This is a genomic window from Streptomyces canus (assembly GCF_030816965.1).
GTDB lineage: Bacteria > Actinomycetota > Actinomycetes > Streptomycetales > Streptomycetaceae > Streptomyces > Streptomyces canus_E.
Genome location: NZ_JAUSYQ010000002.1, coordinates 3,699,421 through 3,717,129, shown reverse-complemented (window position 1 = coordinate 3,717,129; position 17,709 = coordinate 3,699,421). Strand labels below are relative to the sequence as shown.

Sequence of the window (17,709 nt, the reverse complement as noted above, 5' to 3'; positions counted from 1 at the left end):
GGCGCGGGGCTGTGTCAATCTGCGGCTCCGCCGCGCGGCCGCGGCCGGCGACCACCGGTCCGCGGCCGAGAACTACGCCCCGCAGGACCGCAGGAACGCCCTGGTCCGCTGAGCGATCGGCAACGGCCGATCCGGCTCACACGGATACATGTCCTGCTCGACGATCGCGAACAGATCGACATCCAGCCGCCCCGCCGCCTCCAGCACAGGGCCGAGCGCCGGCACACCCGAAGGCGGCTCACACATCACACCCTGCGCCACCGCGGGCCCGAACGGCGTCCCCTTGGCCCGTACGTCCGCGAGGATCTCCGGATCCACCTGCTTGAGGTGCAGATACCCGATCCGCGACCCGTACGTCTCGATCAGCTTGACGCTGTCGCCGCCGCAGTACGCGTAGTGCCCAGTGTCCAGACACAGCGACACCAGAGAGGAGTCCGTCCCGTCGAGGAACCGGACGACGTTCTCCTCGCTGTCGATGTGGGTGTCCGCATGCGGGTGGACGACGATCTGGAGGCCGTACTCCTCCCGCACCCGCTGCCCCAGCCGCTCGGTCAGCGAGGTCAGGTTCCGCCACTGCTCGGGCGTCAGCGAGGACGACTCCAGCACCTCACCCGTCTTGTCGTCCCGCCAGAACGACGGAATCACGACAAGATGCCTGGCACCCATCGCCTGCGCCAGCACCGCGTTGTCCGCGACATGCGCCCAGGTCTTCTCCCACACGGCCTCGCCGTGGTGCAGGCCGGTGAAGACGGTGCCCGCGGACACCTTCAGGCCACGCCGGGACACCTCCTCGGTGAGAACCGTGGGGTCGGTCGGCAGATACCCGTACGGCCCCAGCTCGATCCACTCGTAACCGGAGTCCGCGACCTCGTCGAGGAAGCGCTGCCAGGGGACCTGCTGGGGGTCGTCGGGGAACCACACGCCCCAGGAGTCGGGAGCCGAGCCGATCCGGATGCGGGACAGTGAGGGCTGAGGTGCGGGCGCTGTCATGCCGGTCAGCTTCGGTTCGGACAGCAAGCGCTGTCAAGGTCTCGTCCGAATGTCTGGACAAAACATTGACAGGGCTCGGCGTCCGGGGCTACAAACGCCGGGAGAGCCGACGCAGGTACGAAGGGAAGCCGATGGCGTACGACCTGATCACCATGGGGCGGATCGGTGTGGACCTGTATCCACTCCAGACCGGTGTCCCGCTGCCGCAGGTGACGACCTTCGGGAAGTTCCTCGGAGGTTCGGCGACCAACGTCGCGGTCGCCGCGTCCCGCCTGGGACGGCGGACCGCGGTGATCACCCGCACCGGCGACGACCCCTTCGGCACCTATCTGCACGAGGCCCTTCAGGGCTTCGGCGTGGACGACCGCTGGGTCACCCCGGTCCCAGGCCTGCCGACCCCCGTCACCTTCTGCGAGATCTTCCCGCCGGACGACTTCCCGCTGTACTTCTACCGGCAGCCCAAGGCCCCCGACCTGGAGATCGACGCCCACGAGCTGGACCTCGACGCGATCCGCGAGGCGAGCATCTTCTGGGTCACCGGCACCGGCCTGAGCGAGGAGCCCAGTCGTACGGCGACACTGGCGGCCCTCGCCCACCGCGCGAAGGCGGGCACCACCGTCTTCGACCTGGACTGGCGCCCGATGTTCTGGCAGGACCCGGCGCAGGCCCGCCCCTTCTACGAAGAGGCCCTGCGCCACACCACCGTCGCCGTCGGAAACCTCGACGAGGTCGAGGTCGCGACCGGCGTACGCGAGCCGCACGCCGCCGCCCGCGCCCTCCTGGACGCCGGTGTCGAACTGGCGGTCGTCAAGCAGGGCCCCAAGGGCGTCCTCGCCGTCAACAGCAGGGGCGAGTCCGCCGAGGTCCCGCCGCTGCCCGTGAACGTCCTCAACGGCCTCGGCGCCGGCGACGCCTTCGGTGGCTCCCTCTGCCACGGCCTGCTCAGCGGATGGGACCTGGAGAAGATCATGCGGCACGCCAACGCGGCCGGGGCCATCGTCGCCTCCCGTCTGGAGTGCAGCTCGGCGATGCCGACGACCGACGAGATCGACAGCGCAATCGCGGCGGGAGCGGTCAAGTGAGGGTCGACATCGCGGAACTCGTCCGCCTGCGTGCCGAACATCCCGAGGCGATCGCCGAGGCGGCCGCCCGCCGCACCCGCAGGCCGCTGCTCAACGACAACGGCCGTCTGATGATCGTCGCCGCCGACCACCCCGCCCGGGGCGCGCTCGGCGTCGGCGGCAACCGGATGGCCATGGCCAACCGCGGCGACCTGCTCGAGCGCCTCTGCCTGGCGCTGTCCCGCCCCGGCGTCGACGGCGTCCTCGCCACCGCCGACATCCTGGACGACCTGCTGCTGCTCGGCGCCCTGGACGGCAAGGTCGTCCTGGGCTCCATGAACCGCGGCGGCCTCCAGGGCGCGAGCTTCGAGCTCGACGACCGCTTCACCGGCCACCGCCCCGAGGACATCGAGCGCCTCGGCTTCGACGCCGGCAAACTGCTCCTGCGCATCGACTACGACGACCCGGGCTCCCTCACCACCATGGAGTCCACGGCCCGCGCCATCGACGACATGGCGGCTCGCAGACTCCCCGTGTTCGTCGAGCCGTTCATCAGCGGCCGCACCACCGAGGGCAAGGTCAGGAACGACCTCTCCGCCGAGGCTGTCAGCAAATCGATCGCCATCGCCTCGGGCCTGGGCGGCAGTTCGGCCTACACCTGGCTCAAGGTCCCGGTCACCGACAACCCCGACGACATGGGCGAGGTCATGGCGACCTCCACGCTCCCCGCCGTACTGCTCGGCGGCGAGGTCGGAGACGACCAGGACGGCGCGTACGAGAAGTGGCGCGGCGCCCTCCAACTGCCCACCGTGCGCGGCCTGGTGGTCGGCCGTTCGCTGCTGTACCCGGCGGACGGCGACGTGGCCGCCGCCGTGGACACCGCCGTAGGACTGCTGTGAGGGCCGCCGCATGACACAGAACGAGCTGTACGTCCCCAAGGGCGACTCCGCCAACGCCCAGTACACGCTGGACATCGACCCCAAGCGGGCCGGCTGGACCCACAGCAGCCTGCGCGTCGTCGAGCTGGCACCCGGCGGTACTCACACCTTCACCTCCGGTGACAGCGAGTGGATCGTGCTTCCACTGGAAGGCGCCTGTACCGTCCACATCGGTAACGAAGAGTTCCAACTCCTGGGCCGGGAAAGCGTGTTCGCCGGAGTCTCGGACTTCGCGTACGTGCCCCGGGACGCCCAGGCATCGATCGCCTCCGGCGCGGGAGGCCGCTTCGCCCTGGCAGGAGCGAAGTGCGAGCGACGACTCCCCGCCCGCTACGGCCCCGCGCCGGAGGTCCCCGTCGAAGAACGCGGCAGTGGCAGCCAGTTGCGGCACGTCCGCAACTTCGCCTCCGCCGACGCCTTCGACTGCGACAAGCTCATCGCCGTCGAGGTCGTCACTCCCGGCGGCAACTGGTCCTCATATCCGCCGCACAAGCACGACGAGCACCGGCCCGGCGTGGAAGCGGAGCTGGAGGAGATCTACTACTTCGAGATCGACGGCCCGAACGGTTTCGGCTATCAGCGCGTATCTCCCTCCCGTGAGGGCGGATCCGACGTCCTCGCCGAGGTCCGCTCCGGCGACGCCGTCCTCGTCCCCGACGGATGGCACGGCCCGTCGATCGCGCAGCCAGGGCACGACATGTACTACCTCAATGTCATGGCGGGCCCGGCCGAGACGCGCGAGTGGCGGATCTGCTTCCACCCGGACCACACCGAGGGGTACCGATGACCACCAGGCTCACGGTCGCGCAGGCACTCGTCCGCTTCCTGTCCGCCCAGTACACCGAACGCGACGGCGTACGGCAGCGGTTGATCTCCGCGACCTGGGGCATCTTCGGCCACGGCAACGTCGCGGGCCTCGGCCAGGCGCTCGTGGAGTACGCCGACGACATGCCCTACCACCAGGGCCGCAACGAGCAGTCCATGGTGCACGCGGCCGTGGGCTACGCACGTCAGTCGAACCGCCTCTCCACCCACGCGGTGACGACCTCCATCGGCCCGGGCGCCACCAACCTGGTGACGGGCGCGGCCCTCGCGACCATCAACCACCTCCCGGTCCTGCTCCTGCCCGGCGACATCTTCGCCACCCGGGTCGCCGACCCGGTCCTCCAGCAGCTCGAAGTGCCGTACGCGGGCGACATCAGCGTCAACGACTGTCTGCGGCCCGTGTCGAAGTACTTCGACCGCGTCACGCGCCCGGAAGCCCTGATCCCGGCCGCCCTCCAGGCCATGCGGGTCCTCACCGACCCCGTCGAGACCGGCGCCGTGACCCTCGCCCTCCCGCAGGATGTCCAGGCCGAGGCCCACGACTGGCCGGACGAGTTCTTCGCCGAGCGCACCTGGTTCGTACGACGGCCGGGCGCCGATCCCACCGAACTCGCGGAAGCCGTGCGGGCGATCAGGTCGGCCCGGCGCCCCCTGCTCGTCGCGGGCGGCGGAGTCCACCACAGCCGCGCCGAGGAGGCCCTCGCCGAGTTCGCGAGCGCCACCGGCGTCCCGGTCGCCTCCACCCAGGCCGGCAAGGGCTCCCTGCGCCACGACCATCCCCAGGACGTCGGCGGCGTCGGCCACACCGGCACGGCCACCGCGAACGAACTGGCCCGCCAGGCCGACCTGGTGATAGGCGTCGGCACCCGCTACACCGACTTCACCACGGCCTCGGGGACGCTGTTCGCCGCCGACGGCGTCCGCTTCCTCAACCTCAACATCGCGCCCTACGACGGCCACAAGCTCGCCGGTACGCCCCTGGTCACGGACGCCCGCAGCGGCCTCCAGGAGCTCACCGACGCACTCCGGCTGCACGCCCACCGGGTTCCGGGCGCGTACGTCGACGAGTACACGCTCGACAAGGAGCGCTGGGAGCAGCGCGTCGACGCCTGCTACGAGGCCGACGAGCCCGACGTCAGGCCGACCCAGCCGCAGGTCCTCGGCGCCCTGGACGCCCTGGTGGACGAGTCGGACGTCCTCATCAACGCGGCGGGCTCCCTCCCCGGCGACCTGCACAAGCTGTGGCGCGCCCGGTCGAGGGACCAGTACCACCTGGAGTACGGCTACTCCTGCATGGGCTACGAGATCCCGGCCGCGATCGGTGTGAAGATGGCCGCTCCCGACCGCAACGTCTGGGCGCTGGTCGGCGACGGAACGTACCTGATGATGCCGACGGAGATCGTCACGGCCGTGCAGGAGGGCATCGCGATCAAGCTGCTCCTGATCCAGAACCACGGCTACGCCTCCATCGGCGGCCTGTCCGAGACGGTCGGCGGCGAGCGATTCGGAACCGCCTACCGCTACCAGTCCGACGACGGCACCTACACGGGCGCCCCGCTGCCCGTGGACCTGGCCGCCAACGTGGCCAGCCTCGGTATGCGCGTGCTGCGCGCGAAGACCGTACGAGACCTCCGCGCCGCCCTCGAAGAGGCGCGGGCCGCCGACACTCCCACATGTGTCTACGTCGAGACCGAAACGGCCGACACAGTGTCGGGCGCGCCTCCGGCGCAGGCCTGGTGGGATGTACCTGTGGCCGAAACCGCGACCCGACCGTCTGCGGTGAAGGCCCGAGAGCTGTACGAACGGCACGTCTCTACCCGACGCCGCCATCTGTGAAGGAGTACTCGGTCATGACGAAGATCGTCAACCACTGGATCGGCGGCAAGACCGTCGAAGGCGCGTCGGGGAACTACGGGCCGGTCACCGACCCGGCGACCGGCGCGGTCACCACCAAGGTCGCATTCGCGTCGGTCGACGAGGTCGACGCCGCGGTCGCCGCCGCCAAGGACGCGTTCGCGACCTGGGGCACCTCCTCGCTCGCCAAGCGCACCACGATCCTGTTCCGCTTCCGGGCGCTGCTCGAGGCGAACCGGGACGCGATCGCCGAGCTGATCACCGCCGAGCACGGCAAGGTGCACAGCGACGCCCTCGGTGAGGTCGCGCGCGGCCTGGAGATCGTGGACCTGGCGTGCGGGATCACCGTGCAGCTCAAGGGCGAGCTGTCGACCGAGGTCGCCAGCCGCGTCGATGTCGCCTCCATCCGCCAGCCGCTCGGTGTCGTCGCAGGCATCACGCCGTTCAACTTCCCGGCGATGGTCCCGATGTGGATGTTCCCGATCGCCATCGCGACCGGCAACACCTTCGTCCTCAAGCCGTCCGAGAAGGACCCGTCGGCCTCCCTGAAGATCGCCGAGCTGCTGGCCGAGGCCGGTCTGCCCGACGGTGTCTTCAACGTCGTGCACGGCGACAAGGTGGCCGTCGACCGCCTCCTGGAGCACCCGGACGTCAAGGCCGTCTCCTTCGTCGGCTCGACCCCGATCGCCCGCTACATCCACACCACCGCCTCCGCGAACGGCAAGCGGGTCCAGGCCCTGGGCGGCGCCAAGAACCACATGCTGGTCCTGCCGGACGCCGACCTGGACGCGGCCGCCGACGCCGCCGTCTCCGCCGCCTACGGTTCCGCCGGCGAGCGCTGCATGGCCATCTCCGCGGTCGTCGCGGTCGGCGCCATCGGCGACCAGCTGGTCGACAAGATCCGCGAGCGCGCCGAGAAGATCAAGATCGGCCCCGGCAACGACCCGGCCTCCGAGATGGGCCCGCTCATCACCAAGGTGCACCGCGACAAGGTGGCGTCCTACGTCACGGGCGCGGCGGCCGAGGGCTGCGAGGTCGTCCTGGACGGCTCCGGCTTCACGGTCGAGGGCTTCGAGGACGGCCACTGGATCGGCATCTCGCTCCTCGACAAGGTCCCGACCACGGCGAAGGCCTACCAGGACGAGATCTTCGGCCCGGTGCTGACCGTGCTGCGCGTCGACACCTATGACGAGGGCATCGCCCTCATCAACGCCTCGCCGTTCGGCAACGGCACCGCGATCTTCACCCGGGACGGCGGCGCCGCCCGCCGCTTCCAGCTGGAGGTCGAGGCCGGCATGGTCGGCGTGAACGTCCCGATCCCGGTCCCCGTCGGCTACCACAGCTTCGGTGGCTGGAAGGACTCGCTCTTCGGCGACCACCACATCTACGGCAACGACGGCACGCACTTCTACACCCGCGGCAAGGTCGTCACCACCCGCTGGCCCGACCCGGCCGACGCCCCGGCGGGCGTGGACCTGGGCTTCCCGCGCAACCACTGAGAACGACGCAGCCCCTCGTCGGGTGACGTCCCGTCTACGGGGCGGGCCTGTCGGCGGTGCGGCCACCGGTCCGGCTGCGGGCCCGTGCGGTGGCCGCACCGCACGTCGGACACGGCCGCCGCACGTCGGCCCGTATCGACAGGGTGCCCAGCGCCTGCTGGAGTGCCAGTTCCACGGCAGCCGGGACGAACAGCGTGCCGGTGCCGTCGGGTGGGACCAGCCAGCGCAGGCGCCCGGTGGCCCGATACGGCGCGGGCACCGCGATCCACGCGTCCTCGCCCAGATAGCGAATGTCCGAGCCGATCCAGCAGTTCTTGGGATCCGGTGGCAGGAAGAAGCCCACCCGACGTGCGGCGGTGTCGGCGAGTACGGGACCGGGCGTCTGCGGAATGCACAGCAGCGTGTCGAGGGCCAGCACGCCCATCTCCTCCGGCACGCTCAGCACATCCCAGAACCGTCCGCAGGCCAGCACCGCGATCCCGGATTCCCCTCGCCACTGCCGCTTGCAGGCTCGCGGGTTGGTCGCCGCGGCGGCCAGCCATTCCATGGCCCGTTTCGGGGCTCTCTGCATTGATCTCCTCCGGGATCCCGTCGCCCGCCGGGCGACGCACTTCTCCCTCGCCGCCAGGGTGGTGACCCAGGCACGGTCATGATCGTGGGAGTTTCGCTCTCGCGGAAGGGGTGGCGAACCATGGCGAATGCGTCCAGGGTGTTCGCATCTTGAAAGGATGTTCCCCTGGTGTCGGGGTGTTCCTCGAGATCCTGCCCCGCCACCCGGGCAGCCCGGCGGACACCCGGAGGAGCCCAGGTCAATCCCGTGGCACGCGATTCACCTCCCTGCCCGACCGGCTGACGCGCTGCCTCTCTGAGGAGCCCCGCCCTTTGCCTCCGCGATGGACGAGCGGTGACAGGAAGGCACCGGCTGGGCAGGCAGGAAACCATCACGGCCGACGCTTCCGGCGGGCAGCCAAGGCTGGAAAACGACGTCTCACAAACCGACGACGTCCTGATCGAGCCGATTCTCCCGGCCTCGAATCAGAACTCCCCACCCGTCGCCTGATCTCTGCCGGCACACGCGACCCGATCAAGGTCCGCATGTTCTCGAACCTCCTGCTCGCGCGGCGTGTCGAGCACCACCAGTTCGCGAAACACCTCGACCGAATTCACTGAGAAGTCCGTTGATCGGGATTCGCGAACTGACGGCGCGTCTTCACAGGTCCGCGCTGGCTTGCTTGGACGACGAGGAGGAGTCGCGATGCCGCCGGGCGGCCTTGCGAGGGGGACGGGTCAGCGTGATCTGGCGCACCAGTTGGTGGAAGCAGGTCAGTGCGGCGATCGCCGGGAGCGCCGCAGCGGCGATGCCGGGAAGGGTCCTCGGTGCCTGGATGACGCACAGCGCCATGGCCACGGCCGAGAAGAACATCACGATGCACCACGAGTGCGCGGCGCGGCGCCGGTGCAGAGCGGCCCTCAGAACCGAGAGGGAGGAGACCATCCACGGCCCGTAGACCATCAGCGGCCACCAGCGGTCCGCGACGGAGTGGGCGGGGACCCCGGTGGCCACCTCGCGCAACGGGTCGTAGGCGACGATCCCGCTGAACACACTGACCATGGCGACGATGACGCTGGCCATCGAGGCGACCAGGAAGCTGACCGTCTGCATCCTCGACAGCAGCATCCTGGGCGTGCGGATCCGCCGGTGCGCCGGGGGACGCGGGCGCATGGCCGGCCCCTCGGGGGTGAACACCGGTTCCTGCTCCGGCAGGAAGCCGTCCTCGTACAGGGGAACCTCGGCCAACTCCTGCTCGGCGGTCTGGGCCTGCAGGAGGTGAGCCAACTCCTCGGCGGGGTCCCAGCTCGCCGTGACGTGCAGGTTGCCCGGGGCCCATGACTCTCTGTCGGGCACCGTACGGGCGGCGGTGCGGCGGGGCGAGTTCATCCACGCGTCGTGCAGGTTCTCAGCGACCTGGCCGTTGCGGAAGGCATAGGAAGGCTGTCTCTCATGCATGGCTGTTCCGCCGGGGCCGCGTACCGGGTACGGCAGGGAACTCGGTGGTGTCCGACAGGCGGGTGAAGTCGCCCTGGATCCGGCTCATCACCAGCAGGAAGTCGTCCAGCAGTGCCGAGGTGTACCTGAGCTCCACACGCTCCCTGCCGCGCTGGAGCACCGCGCCCGCCTCCGGGGCGGCGGACACCGGGGCCGGCATGAATGTCCACTCCCCGAGCTGTGAGGCGGGGGTCCTGGCACTGTGTGAATATCCGCCCGCGGGTGCCGTGGGGAGTTGTGCTTTCGTCATACACCCCACAACGAATTCATTTGTGACCCAGGTGTGGGGTATTCGAGTGAAATACGGCGTGCCCTCGGGCGAATTCGTGGCCTCGGCGCTTGAATTTTGTTTCGATCGTGCGATTGTCGGCGGGTTTGCGGTATGACCATGCGGTGATGAGTTGGGATTCCACCGGAAAATAGGGTTGCAGGTGACCGGGCGGCCGCGGACCGCGCCGGCACAGGGAGGGGGCGTGCGTCGTCGTACCACGCACGCGGTACGGGACAGCGGTCCCGTACGCCCGTGGGAGGGGGAGCGGTTCAGCCCGGGGGCTGCATCGGCTGTCCGTGGCGGCCCGTACCGTTGATGCATGGATCTTCGACTGCCCCGGCTGCGAGGCCTACTGAGGGGGCCGCGACGGCTCGCCGCCGCCGCGGCCGCCGTCGTAGTGCTCGCCGGCGCCGGGACCTGGACGGCCGCCGCCGACGAGGACGCGCCACCGGTACACCGCGCGGACCGGGTCATGGACATGGGGAACGGGGTGCGTATCGACACCTCGTACTTCACGTCCTCCGACGAAGGACGTCGCCCCGCCGTCCTCCTGGCCCACGGCTTCGGCGGCAGCAAGGACGACGTCCGGCAGCAGGCCCAGAACCTGGCCCGCGACGGGTACGCGGTCCTGACCTGGTCGGCGCGCAGCTTCGGCAGGTCAACCGGCAGGATCGGGCTCAACGACCCGAAGGGCGAGGTCGCCGACGTACGCAGGCTCATCGACTGGCTGGCGAAGCAGCCTCAGGTCCAGCTGGACAAGACCGGCGACCCGCGCGTGGGCATGGCCGGCGCGTCGTACGGCGGCGCGATCGCGCTGGAGACCGCCGGGTACGACGACCGGGTCGACGCCATCGCCCCGGCGATCACCTACTGGAACCTCGCCGACGCCCTCTTCCCGAACGGCGTGTTCAAGAAGCTCTGGGCGGGCATCTTCGTCAACTCCGGCGGCGGCTGCGCCAGGTTCGAGCCGAAGCTCTGCCAGATGTACCAGCGGGTCGCCGAGTCCGGCGTCCCGGACACGCAGGCCGTCAAGCTGCTTCAGGAGCGCTCGCCGTCCGCCGTCGGCGACCGCATCAAGGTGCCCGCCCTGTTGATGCAGGGCCAGACCGACTCCCTCTTCCCACTCGGCCAGGCCGACGCGGCCGCGAAGGCGATCCGCGCCAACGGCGCCCCGGTCGACGTCGACTGGATCGCGGGCGGTCACGACGGCGGCGACATGGAGACCAGCCGCGTCCAGGCACGCGTGCAATCCTGGTTCGACCGGTACCTGAAGGACGACAAGGGCACCGACACCGGCCCCGCCTTCCGCATCACCCGCACCGGCGGCGTCGACTCCACCGATGGCCAGGCACAGCGGCGGGGCGCGAGCGGCGACACGTACCCCGGCCTGGAGAGCGGACGGAAGTCCATCGCCCTGACCGGCCGCGAGCAGAGCTTCGCCAACCCGGCGGGCGCCAACCCGCCCGCCGTCTCGGCCCTTCCCGGCCTCGGCGGTGGCGGCCTCGCCCAGCTCTCCTCGCTCGGCGTCGGCGTCTCGCTGGACTTCCCCGGCCAGTTCGCCCGCTTCGAGTCGGCGCCGGTCACCGGCGACGTCCGGATCACCGGATCGCCGACGGTCACCGTCCACGTCGAGTCGACCCGCGACGACGCCGTCCTCTTCGGGAAGGTGTACGACGTCGGCCCGGGCGGCACCCAACAGGTGCTGCCCTCCCAGTTGGTCACGCCCCTCAGGGTGGAGGGCGCCAAGGCAGGCAAGGACGTGACGATCACGCTGCCTGCCGTCGACCACGACGTCGAGCAGGGCCACCGGCTGCGTCTGGTCCTCGCCTCCACCGACCTCGGGTACGCCTCTCCAGCCGCCCCGGCGACGTACACCGTCTCCCTGAAGGGCGACCTGTCGGTGCCGACGGCCCCCGGCGTGACGACCGCGGCCGCCCCGCTGCCCGCGTGGGTGTGGTGGCTGCCGCTCGCGGGCGCGGTGGTCGCCCTGGTCCTGCTGCTGACCGGCCGGCGCCGTACCTCCGCCGCGCCCCCCGACCCCGAGCTCGCCGAAGTTCCCCTGCAGATAACGGACCTGAGCAAGCGCTATGCCAAGTCGGCGGACCGGTACGCGGTCAAGGAGCTGTCCTTCCGCGTGGAGAAAGGCCAGGTCCTCGGCCTGCTGGGCCCGAACGGCGCGGGCAAGACGACCACCCTGCGCATGCTGATGGGCCTGATCAAGCCGGACGGCGGAGAGATCCGCGTTTTCGGCCGTGCGATCCGCCCGGGCGCCCCGGTGCTGTCCCGGGTCGGCGCCTTCGTCGAGGGCGCGGGCTTCCTGCCGCATCTGTCCGGCCGGGAGAACCTGGAGCTGTACTGGGCGGCGACCGGCCGCCCGGCCGAGGACGCTCATCTGGACGAGGCCCTTCAGATCGCGGGCCTCGGAGACGCGCTGTCCCGCGCGGTTCGCACGTACTCGCAGGGCATGCGCCAGCGCCTCGCCATCGCCCAGGCCATGCTCGGCATGCCCGACCTGCTGATACTGGACGAGCCCACGAACGGCCTCGATCCGCCGCAGATCCGCGAGATGCGCGAGGTGATGATCCGGTACGCGGCCGCCGGGCGCACGGTGATCGTCTCCAGCCACCTGCTGGCGGAGATCGAGCAGTCCTGCACACACCTCGTGGTGATGGACCGGGGCAGGCTCGTGCAGGCCGGCCCGGTCGCGGAGATCATCGGCTCCGGCGACACCCTGCTCGTCGGCACCGGAACTCCCGTGGAGGAGCCGGTCGTCGAGAAGATCGCCTCGCTGCCGGGCGTGACCTCGGCCGTACGCACCGACGACGGACTCCTGGTCCGCCTCGGGGCCGACGGCAGCGCACAGCGCCTGGTCGTCGAACTCGTCCGGCTCGAAGTGCCCGTCGAGTCCGTGGGCCCGCACCGCCGACTGGAAGACGCCTTCCTCACCCTGATCGGAGGCTCCGCATGAGCACGCTCGTCGAACGCCCGGAGGCGGCCTCCGGATACCGCACGGGCCGCACGCTTCCCGTCCGGGTGGAACTGATCCGCCAGCTGAAGCGGCGCCGCACGCTGGTCATGGGTGGGATCCTCGCCGCCCTGCCGTTCGTCCTGCTCATCGCCTTCGCCGTCGGCGGCGAGCCGGACGGGGGCGGCAACCGGATCACGTTGATGGACACGGCGACGGCGTCCGGCGCCAACTTCGCCGCCGTCAACCTGTTCGTGTCCGCCGGCTTCCTGCTGGTGATACCGGTCGCCCTGTTCTGCGGGGACACGGTCGCCTCGGAGGCCAGCTGGTCCTCCCTGCGCTATCTCCTGGCCGCTCCGGTGCCGCGCGCCCGGCTGCTGTGGTCGAAGCTCGTCGTCGGGCTCGGCCTCAGCCTGGCCGCGATGATCCTGCTGCCGGTGACGGCACTGGCCGTCGGCACGGCCGCCTACGGTTGGGGCTCCCTGGAGATCCCCACCGGCGGCTCGCTCGCGCCGGGCACGGCCGCCCAGCGGCTCGTGGTGGTCGTGGTGTTCGTCTTCGTGTCCCAACTGGTCACCGCCGGGCTCGCGTTCTGGCTGTCGACCAAGACGGACGCCCCGCTCGGCGCGGTCGGCGGCGCGGTCGGCCTCACCATCGTCGGCAACGTCCTGGACGCCGTGACGGCCCTCGGCGACTGGCGTCACTTCCTGCCCGCGCACTGGCAGTTCGCCTGGGCCGACGCCATCCAGCCCCATCCCGAGTGGTCCGGCATTATCCAGGGCACGGCCGTTTCCATAACGTACGCCGTGGTGCTGTTCGCGCTGGCCTTCCGGGGTTTCGCCCGCAAGGACGTGGTGTCGTAGGTCAACGGAGGATCACCTACCGGTCTCGACGGCCGCCTTCCGTGGCCTCTTCGAGATCCATCCGCAACGGTCCATAGCGCACGTTCCGTCCCCCAGCGCCGTCACAGTCACAGACATCGGCGTCAACAGACCAAGGGGGCACGGAAGATGGAGCGATATCGCATACGACGGCTGCGAGCCACCCTGCTCGCGTTCACCGCGGCCGGCGGCCTGCTGCTCACCGGGTGCGGCGGGAGCGACACGGGCGACCACGGCAGCGCGGACGGCGCGACCGGCTTCCCCGCCCCCGACTACCGCCAGGGCACCGGCGAACAGGACACCGACGGCACCGACGACGAGTCCAGCGAGGTGGCCCCCTCGCCCGACTACGTCTCCACCTTCGCCCTCGATGTCGACACCGCCTCCTACGGCTACGCCCGCCGCACCCTCGCCGACGGCCGGCTACCCGACCCGTCGACGATCCGCCCCGAGGAGTTCGTCAACAGCTTCCGCCAGGACTACGAACGCCCCGACGGCAACGGCTTCACGGTGACCGTCGACGGCGCCCGAACCAACGACGAGGACTGGTCCCTGGTCCGCGTGGGCCTGGCCACCCGGAACGCGCGAGACCAGCACGGCGGCCGCCCGCCGGCCGCCCTCACCTTCGTCATCGACATCTCCGGCTCCATGAGCGAACCGGGCCGCCTCGACCTCGCCCAGAAATCCCTCGATGTGATGACGGACCGGCTGCGCGACGACGACTCGGTCGCACTGGTCACCTTCAGCGACAAGGCCGAGACCGTCCTGCCGATGACCCGCCTCGGCGGTCACCGAGGCACGATCCACGAGGCGATCGACAGCCTGGAACCGACCTTCTCCACCAACCTCGCGGCGGGCGTCGAGACTGGCTACGCCACCGCCGTCGAGGGCCTGCGCGAGGGTGCCACCAACCGGGTCGTCCTCATCTCCGACGCGCTCGCCAACGACGGTGACACCGACCCCGACTCCATCCTCGACCGCATCGACGGCGCCCGCCGCGAACACGGCATCACCCTGTTCGGCGTTGGCGTGGGCAGCGACTACGGCGACGCCCTGATGGAACGCCTCGCCGACAAGGGCGACGGCCACACGACGTACGTCTCCGACCCCGACGAAGCGCGCAAGGTCTTCTGCGAGCAGCTCCCGAAGAACATCGACCTCACGGCCCGCGACGCCAAGGCCCAGGTCGCCTTCGACCCGGAGACCGTCGCCGAGTTCCGCCTGGTCGGCTACGACAACCGCCGCGTCGCCGACGACGACTTCCGCGACGACCACGTCGACGGCGGTGAGGTCGGCCCCGGCCACACCGTCACCGCCCTCTACGCCGTCCGCACCAAGCCCGGCGCCGTCGGCCACCTCGCCACCGCCACCGTCCGCTGGCAGGACCCCGAGACCCGCACCCCGCACGAGGAGTCGGGCCAAGTGGAGGCAGCCTCCATCGACCAGCCCCTGTGGAGGGCGAACAGTGGCCTCCAAGTCACCGCCCTGGCCGCCTACTTCGCAGACGCCCTACGCTCCGGCGACGGCGATGCCTACAGCGACGCCGACACCCGCTGGAGCCCGCTCCCCGCGGCCCCGTCCCTGCCGGAACTCGCCGAGCGGGCCGACAAGCTGGCCTTCAGCACCGACACCAAGGCGATACGCCAACTCGCCGAAGCGATCCACAGGGCCAGCGACCTCACATAGCAGGCACGGTTTCCGACTGCGCGCCCGGGAACACGCCGGTCACGAGTCCCAGCCCGGCCGCACGAGTGGCCCGAGACCGACGGCCGGACGAGGTCACGGGCGACGCGGGCCGCGCGATCGGGCAGATGGCGAGCCCCGTCTCCGGCCTGAGGTGACGAAGTCCCGCACTGACGGCAGCCCGAGCAGCACGGGCGATCCCAGCGGCACGGCAGCCCGCCCGCCGTATGTCCGCAGCGCCACGACCTGGCGTACCGCATCGGCGTCGGGATCACCAGAACGAGTGCGGTGTCCTCCGCGAAGGCGCATGCCCGCCCTCGCTCCGAAGGCCACCACCGCCGACCCCGCCGACCTTCCCTTCACCAACGGTCATGATGCCGCCGACTCCGTGGTCCTCCGCCGCAGGGAGCACGGCGCCTGGAGCCCGGTGGCCGCGACCGCCTTCGCCCGCGATGTCACCGCCACATCCGGGGGGTTGATCGCGTCGCTCCTCGACGTCGCGATCTGGGCCGCGGGCACGCAAAAAGTGCCTTCCTGCTCGGACTGCGGAGACCTTGGAACAGGCCCCTCGTCGCCCCAGCTCAGAAGGCACTTTCGCTCATCCGTTCGTGATCCGGACCTCGCCGGAATCGGAACGGCCAGGCTAACGGAGCACCGTCAGGCGCTGCAGGCCGTGGTTGTGGCACCGTCGGTCTCCAGCTCGGCGCAGAGCCGCGCAACCTTGTTCACGGTGACGGTGAAGGACTGCGCGACACCGGCCTGAACGGTCTGGCGCTGGTTCACGACGGCGCCGCCGACCGCGATTTTCGCAGTGACGGTCCGCGTCTCGTCGCATGCGAGGGTGAAGGTGACCTTACTGGTCAGCTCGTCGTCGACCTTATTGATGTCGACGGTACACGGGAAGTCCTGCTGCTCGGCTGCCTGCGCGGGCACGGCGGCGACGAACGGGGCGGAAACCAGCAGCACGGTGGCCGCCGAACGGAGCATGCGGTGAGGCATGGATTCCTCTCAAGTGTCACTGGAAGCAGGCCGCCACAGGCGGTCGCCTTTGATTACGGCGCCCAAATATCCCTTAAGCGCCTTTTCCGGGAGGATGTGACCACATGCCGCATGAAGCATGCAACATGGTGTTGCTCCACTCAGGTGATCTCCCGTTTGCCTGCAGCCGCAGGGCCCCCGGTCCGGCGGCCACAGCGGCGCATGTCCGCACTTCTGTGCTCACTGTGGGTCGTTTGATTTTCAGGGATGGAGGCCGAGGATGCCGCCGTCCGCGGTGAACTCGCCGTCGACCAGGCCGGCTCACGGTTGAAACCGGCGCAGGAGCCCCGCCTGCTGAAGCGCTTCGGCACCCGGTTCCGGCGCCCAAGCGCGGGCCGACAGGCCCTGCTCGCCTCCGCAACGGCCCCCCTACGGGCACCACCACCGCCTACCGCTACGTCACCGAAGCCGCCGAGTTTCTGGCTGATCCCGTTGGGGCGGGCGGTCGTGGCAGGGAACGTCAGGCGTCAAGGCCCTGTCGTGCCTTGAGCCCTGGAGCCCGGTGCGTCCCGGGAGGCGGTCCCTACCCTCTGGAACAGAACGTTCCGGAACGGGTGCCGCCAAGCGGACCAGCCCGTGACCCCGATGAGCCTGCAGGACATCGCGACCGTTGTCGGCGGCAGACTCCACAATGTGCCGGACCCCGGTGCCCTGGTCACCGGGCCTGCCACCTTGAACCTGCGAGAGAGTAGCAACGGACTGTTCGTCCCCCGAGTCGTGGAACGCCCTGACGGCTCGCGGGCCGATTCCCATCCGTTTGCGGCGCTGGCCGTCAGGTCGGGCGCAGTGGCGGTACTCACCGAGCATCCGGCCGAGGAGCCCGCCGTCGTCGTGCCGGATGTGCAGGCAGCTCTCGGCGCTCTGGCCGCACACCTGCTCGGCAGGCTCTCCAAGACCATGGTGATCGGAGTGACGGGCTCGTCGGGCAAGACCACCACCACGGACCTGACAGCTCACTTGCTCGGACACGCGGGACCGACGGTGGCGACTCAAGGCAATTCCCGCATCGGCTCAGCCGTCCATGCGTTGAGCTGGCCGCGGCCCGAAACCCAGCGGCCAGAACCAGTCTCGCCAACACCTCGTTGACATTGCTGACGTGCGTGCGGCAGTTGACCTGACAGACGGGTGAAGCCCCTGGTGGATGGGTTTTCGACCAAGAGAACCGTCTCTACCAGAGGATTCGTGATACCCGTCCGGTATCGACGTGTCCAGCTCTGCCCTTCGCTTCCTCGCCGACCGCTGGCGTCGCCCGAGCGCCGGCCGACAGGCCCTGCTCGCCCTCGCCCACCTCCGCAACGGCCACCCCTAAGCCCAACTCGCGGCCGGTCTCGGCGTCGGCACCACCACCGCCTACCGCTACGTCACCGAAGCCGTCGAGCTCCTGGCCGCCCTCGTCCCCAGGTTTGCCGAGCTGTACGGGTCGCCTCGACGAAGGCGTACGTGATCCTGGACGGGACACTTCTGCCCATCGACCGGACGGGCCGCCTTCTGTGGGCTTCATCGGCCCTGCCCGGCGCGGTCCATGACGTCCGGGCCACACGTGAGCACGGCATCATCGACGCTCTGGCCAAGGCCGGCCTCGGCTGCTGGGCGGACAAGGGCCACCAGGGTGCAGGCGGCACAGTGCGTCTCCTCGCAGGCTCCGCTTGCTCGGCGA

The 17,709-nt window shown here is 70.2% G+C and carries 15 protein-coding genes and 1 pseudogene; 10 read left to right on the top strand and 6 right to left on the bottom strand.

Annotated elements, in window-relative coordinates; all coding sequences use genetic code 11:
• Positions 1-72: 72 nt before the first annotated feature.
• On the bottom strand, positions 73-990 hold the full coding sequence (locus QF027_RS17885) for a sugar phosphate isomerase/epimerase family protein (RefSeq protein WP_266527891.1): 918 nt from the start codon (positions 988-990) through the stop codon (positions 73-75).
• Positions 991-1,121: 131 nt separating this feature from the next.
• Here QF027_RS17885 and iolC point away from each other — a divergent pair, with 131 nt between their 5' ends.
• From iolC to mmsA, 5 genes are read left to right on the top strand one after another with little or no spacing between them, the layout of a single operon-like run.
• Positions 1,122-2,072 (top strand): 5-dehydro-2-deoxygluconokinase, encoded by a 951-nt coding sequence (gene iolC / locus QF027_RS17880; protein ID WP_307075588.1) that lies wholly within the window; start codon positions 1,122-1,124, stop codon positions 2,070-2,072.
• The gene (locus QF027_RS17875; protein ID WP_307075586.1) at positions 2,069-2,950 is read left to right on the top strand and encodes a Cgl0159 family (beta/alpha)8-fold protein; all 882 of its coding nucleotides are present in this window, start codon (positions 2,069-2,071) and stop codon (positions 2,948-2,950) included. The genes iolC and QF027_RS17875 overlap by 4 nt, the downstream gene beginning before the upstream one ends.
• Before the next feature lie 10 nt (positions 2,951-2,960).
• Positions 2,961-3,776: a 5-deoxy-glucuronate isomerase gene (iolB, locus tag QF027_RS17870; RefSeq protein ID WP_307075583.1), complete on the top strand. Its 816-nt coding sequence runs from the start codon at positions 2,961-2,963 to the stop codon at positions 3,774-3,776.
• Entirely contained in the window at positions 3,773-5,650 is a 1,878-nt protein-coding gene (gene iolD, locus QF027_RS17865) for a 3D-(3,5/4)-trihydroxycyclohexane-1,2-dione acylhydrolase (decyclizing) (protein ID WP_307075581.1), read from the top strand. The genes iolB and iolD overlap by 4 nt, the downstream gene beginning before the upstream one ends.
• Positions 5,651-5,664: 14 nt before the next feature.
• Positions 5,665-7,167, top strand: coding sequence for a CoA-acylating methylmalonate-semialdehyde dehydrogenase (mmsA, locus tag QF027_RS17860; RefSeq protein WP_307075579.1), 1,503 nt, complete (start codon positions 5,665-5,667; stop codon positions 7,165-7,167).
• A gap of 34 nt (positions 7,168-7,201) precedes the next feature.
• On the opposite strand, the gene QF027_RS17855 is transcribed toward mmsA, so the two are convergent.
• From QF027_RS17855 to QF027_RS17840, 4 genes are all read right to left on the bottom strand, one after another.
• Positions 7,202-7,738, bottom strand: coding sequence for a hypothetical protein (locus QF027_RS17855; protein ID WP_306981060.1), 537 nt, complete (start codon positions 7,736-7,738; stop codon positions 7,202-7,204).
• Positions 7,739-8,202: 464 nt separating this feature from the next.
• Positions 8,203-8,334, bottom strand: coding sequence for a hypothetical protein (locus QF027_RS17850; RefSeq protein ID WP_307075577.1), 132 nt, complete (start codon positions 8,332-8,334; stop codon positions 8,203-8,205).
• 43 nt (positions 8,335-8,377) lie between these two features.
• Positions 8,378-9,175, bottom strand: a complete 798-nt coding sequence (locus QF027_RS17845; RefSeq protein WP_307075575.1) for a DUF2637 domain-containing protein — start codon at positions 9,173-9,175, stop codon at positions 8,378-8,380.
• Positions 9,168-9,374, bottom strand: coding sequence for a hypothetical protein (locus QF027_RS17840; protein WP_307075573.1), 207 nt, complete (start codon positions 9,372-9,374; stop codon positions 9,168-9,170). The genes QF027_RS17845 and QF027_RS17840 overlap by 8 nt, the downstream gene beginning before the upstream one ends.
• A 430-nt stretch (positions 9,375-9,804) precedes the next feature.
• Between QF027_RS17840 and QF027_RS17835 the strand changes: the two genes are divergently transcribed.
• The 3 genes from QF027_RS17835 (at position 9,805) to QF027_RS17825 (ending at position 15,017) form a co-directional block, all read left to right on the top strand.
• Positions 9,805-12,453 carry an alpha/beta fold hydrolase gene (locus QF027_RS17835; protein ID WP_307075571.1) on the top strand — a complete coding sequence of 883 codons (2,649 nt, stop codon included), beginning with the start codon at positions 9,805-9,807 and terminating at the stop codon, positions 12,451-12,453.
• Positions 12,450-13,313 (top strand): ABC transporter permease, encoded by an 864-nt coding sequence (locus tag QF027_RS17830; protein WP_307075569.1) that lies wholly within the window; start codon positions 12,450-12,452, stop codon positions 13,311-13,313. The genes QF027_RS17835 and QF027_RS17830 overlap by 4 nt, the downstream gene beginning before the upstream one ends.
• A gap of 147 nt (positions 13,314-13,460) precedes the next feature.
• Complete coding sequence (locus QF027_RS17825; protein WP_307075567.1) at positions 13,461-15,017, top strand: vWA domain-containing protein; 1,557 nt, start codon at positions 13,461-13,463, stop codon at positions 15,015-15,017.
• Between the two features lie 654 nt (positions 15,018-15,671).
• On the opposite strand, the gene QF027_RS17820 is transcribed toward QF027_RS17825, so the two are convergent.
• Positions 15,672-15,980, bottom strand: coding sequence for a hypothetical protein (locus tag QF027_RS17820; RefSeq protein WP_307075565.1), 309 nt, complete (start codon positions 15,978-15,980; stop codon positions 15,672-15,674).
• A 657-nt stretch (positions 15,981-16,637) separates the two neighbouring features.
• Between QF027_RS17820 and QF027_RS17815 the strand changes: the two genes are divergently transcribed.
• Positions 16,638-17,138 (top strand): Mur ligase family protein, encoded by a 501-nt coding sequence (locus tag QF027_RS17815; RefSeq protein ID WP_307075564.1) that lies wholly within the window; start codon positions 16,638-16,640, stop codon positions 17,136-17,138.
• Between the two features lie 112 nt (positions 17,139-17,250).
• Positions 17,251-17,684: pseudogene (locus tag QF027_RS17810) on the top strand (transposase family protein); the annotation flags it as partial.
• Between the last annotated feature and the right edge of the window lie 25 nt (positions 17,685-17,709).

Coding starts and splice junctions, on each gene's coding strand:
- QF027_RS17840 (WP_307075573.1), bottom strand. CDS start 9,374: ATGCCGGCCCCGGTGTCCGCCGCCCCGGAGGCGGGCGCGGTGCTCCAG.
- iolC (WP_307075588.1), top strand. CDS start 1,122: ATGGCGTACGACCTGATCACCATGGGGCGGATCGGTGTGGACCTGTAT.
- QF027_RS17825 (WP_307075567.1), top strand. CDS start 13,461: ATGGAGCGATATCGCATACGACGGCTGCGAGCCACCCTGCTCGCGTTC.
- QF027_RS17835 (WP_307075571.1), top strand. CDS start 9,805: ATGGATCTTCGACTGCCCCGGCTGCGAGGCCTACTGAGGGGGCCGCGA.
- QF027_RS17885 (WP_266527891.1), bottom strand. CDS start 990: ATGACAGCGCCCGCACCTCAGCCCTCACTGTCCCGCATCCGGATCGGC.
- QF027_RS17845 (WP_307075575.1), bottom strand. CDS start 9,175: ATGCATGAGAGACAGCCTTCCTATGCCTTCCGCAACGGCCAGGTCGCT.
- iolD (WP_307075581.1), top strand. CDS start 3,773: ATGACCACCAGGCTCACGGTCGCGCAGGCACTCGTCCGCTTCCTGTCC.
- QF027_RS17830 (WP_307075569.1), top strand. CDS start 12,450: ATGAGCACGCTCGTCGAACGCCCGGAGGCGGCCTCCGGATACCGCACG.
- QF027_RS17815 (WP_307075564.1), top strand. CDS start 16,638: ATGAGCCTGCAGGACATCGCGACCGTTGTCGGCGGCAGACTCCACAAT.
- iolB (WP_307075583.1), top strand. CDS start 2,961: ATGACACAGAACGAGCTGTACGTCCCCAAGGGCGACTCCGCCAACGCC.
- QF027_RS17855 (WP_306981060.1), bottom strand. CDS start 7,738: ATGCAGAGAGCCCCGAAACGGGCCATGGAATGGCTGGCCGCCGCGGCG.
- mmsA (WP_307075579.1), top strand. CDS start 5,665: ATGACGAAGATCGTCAACCACTGGATCGGCGGCAAGACCGTCGAAGGC.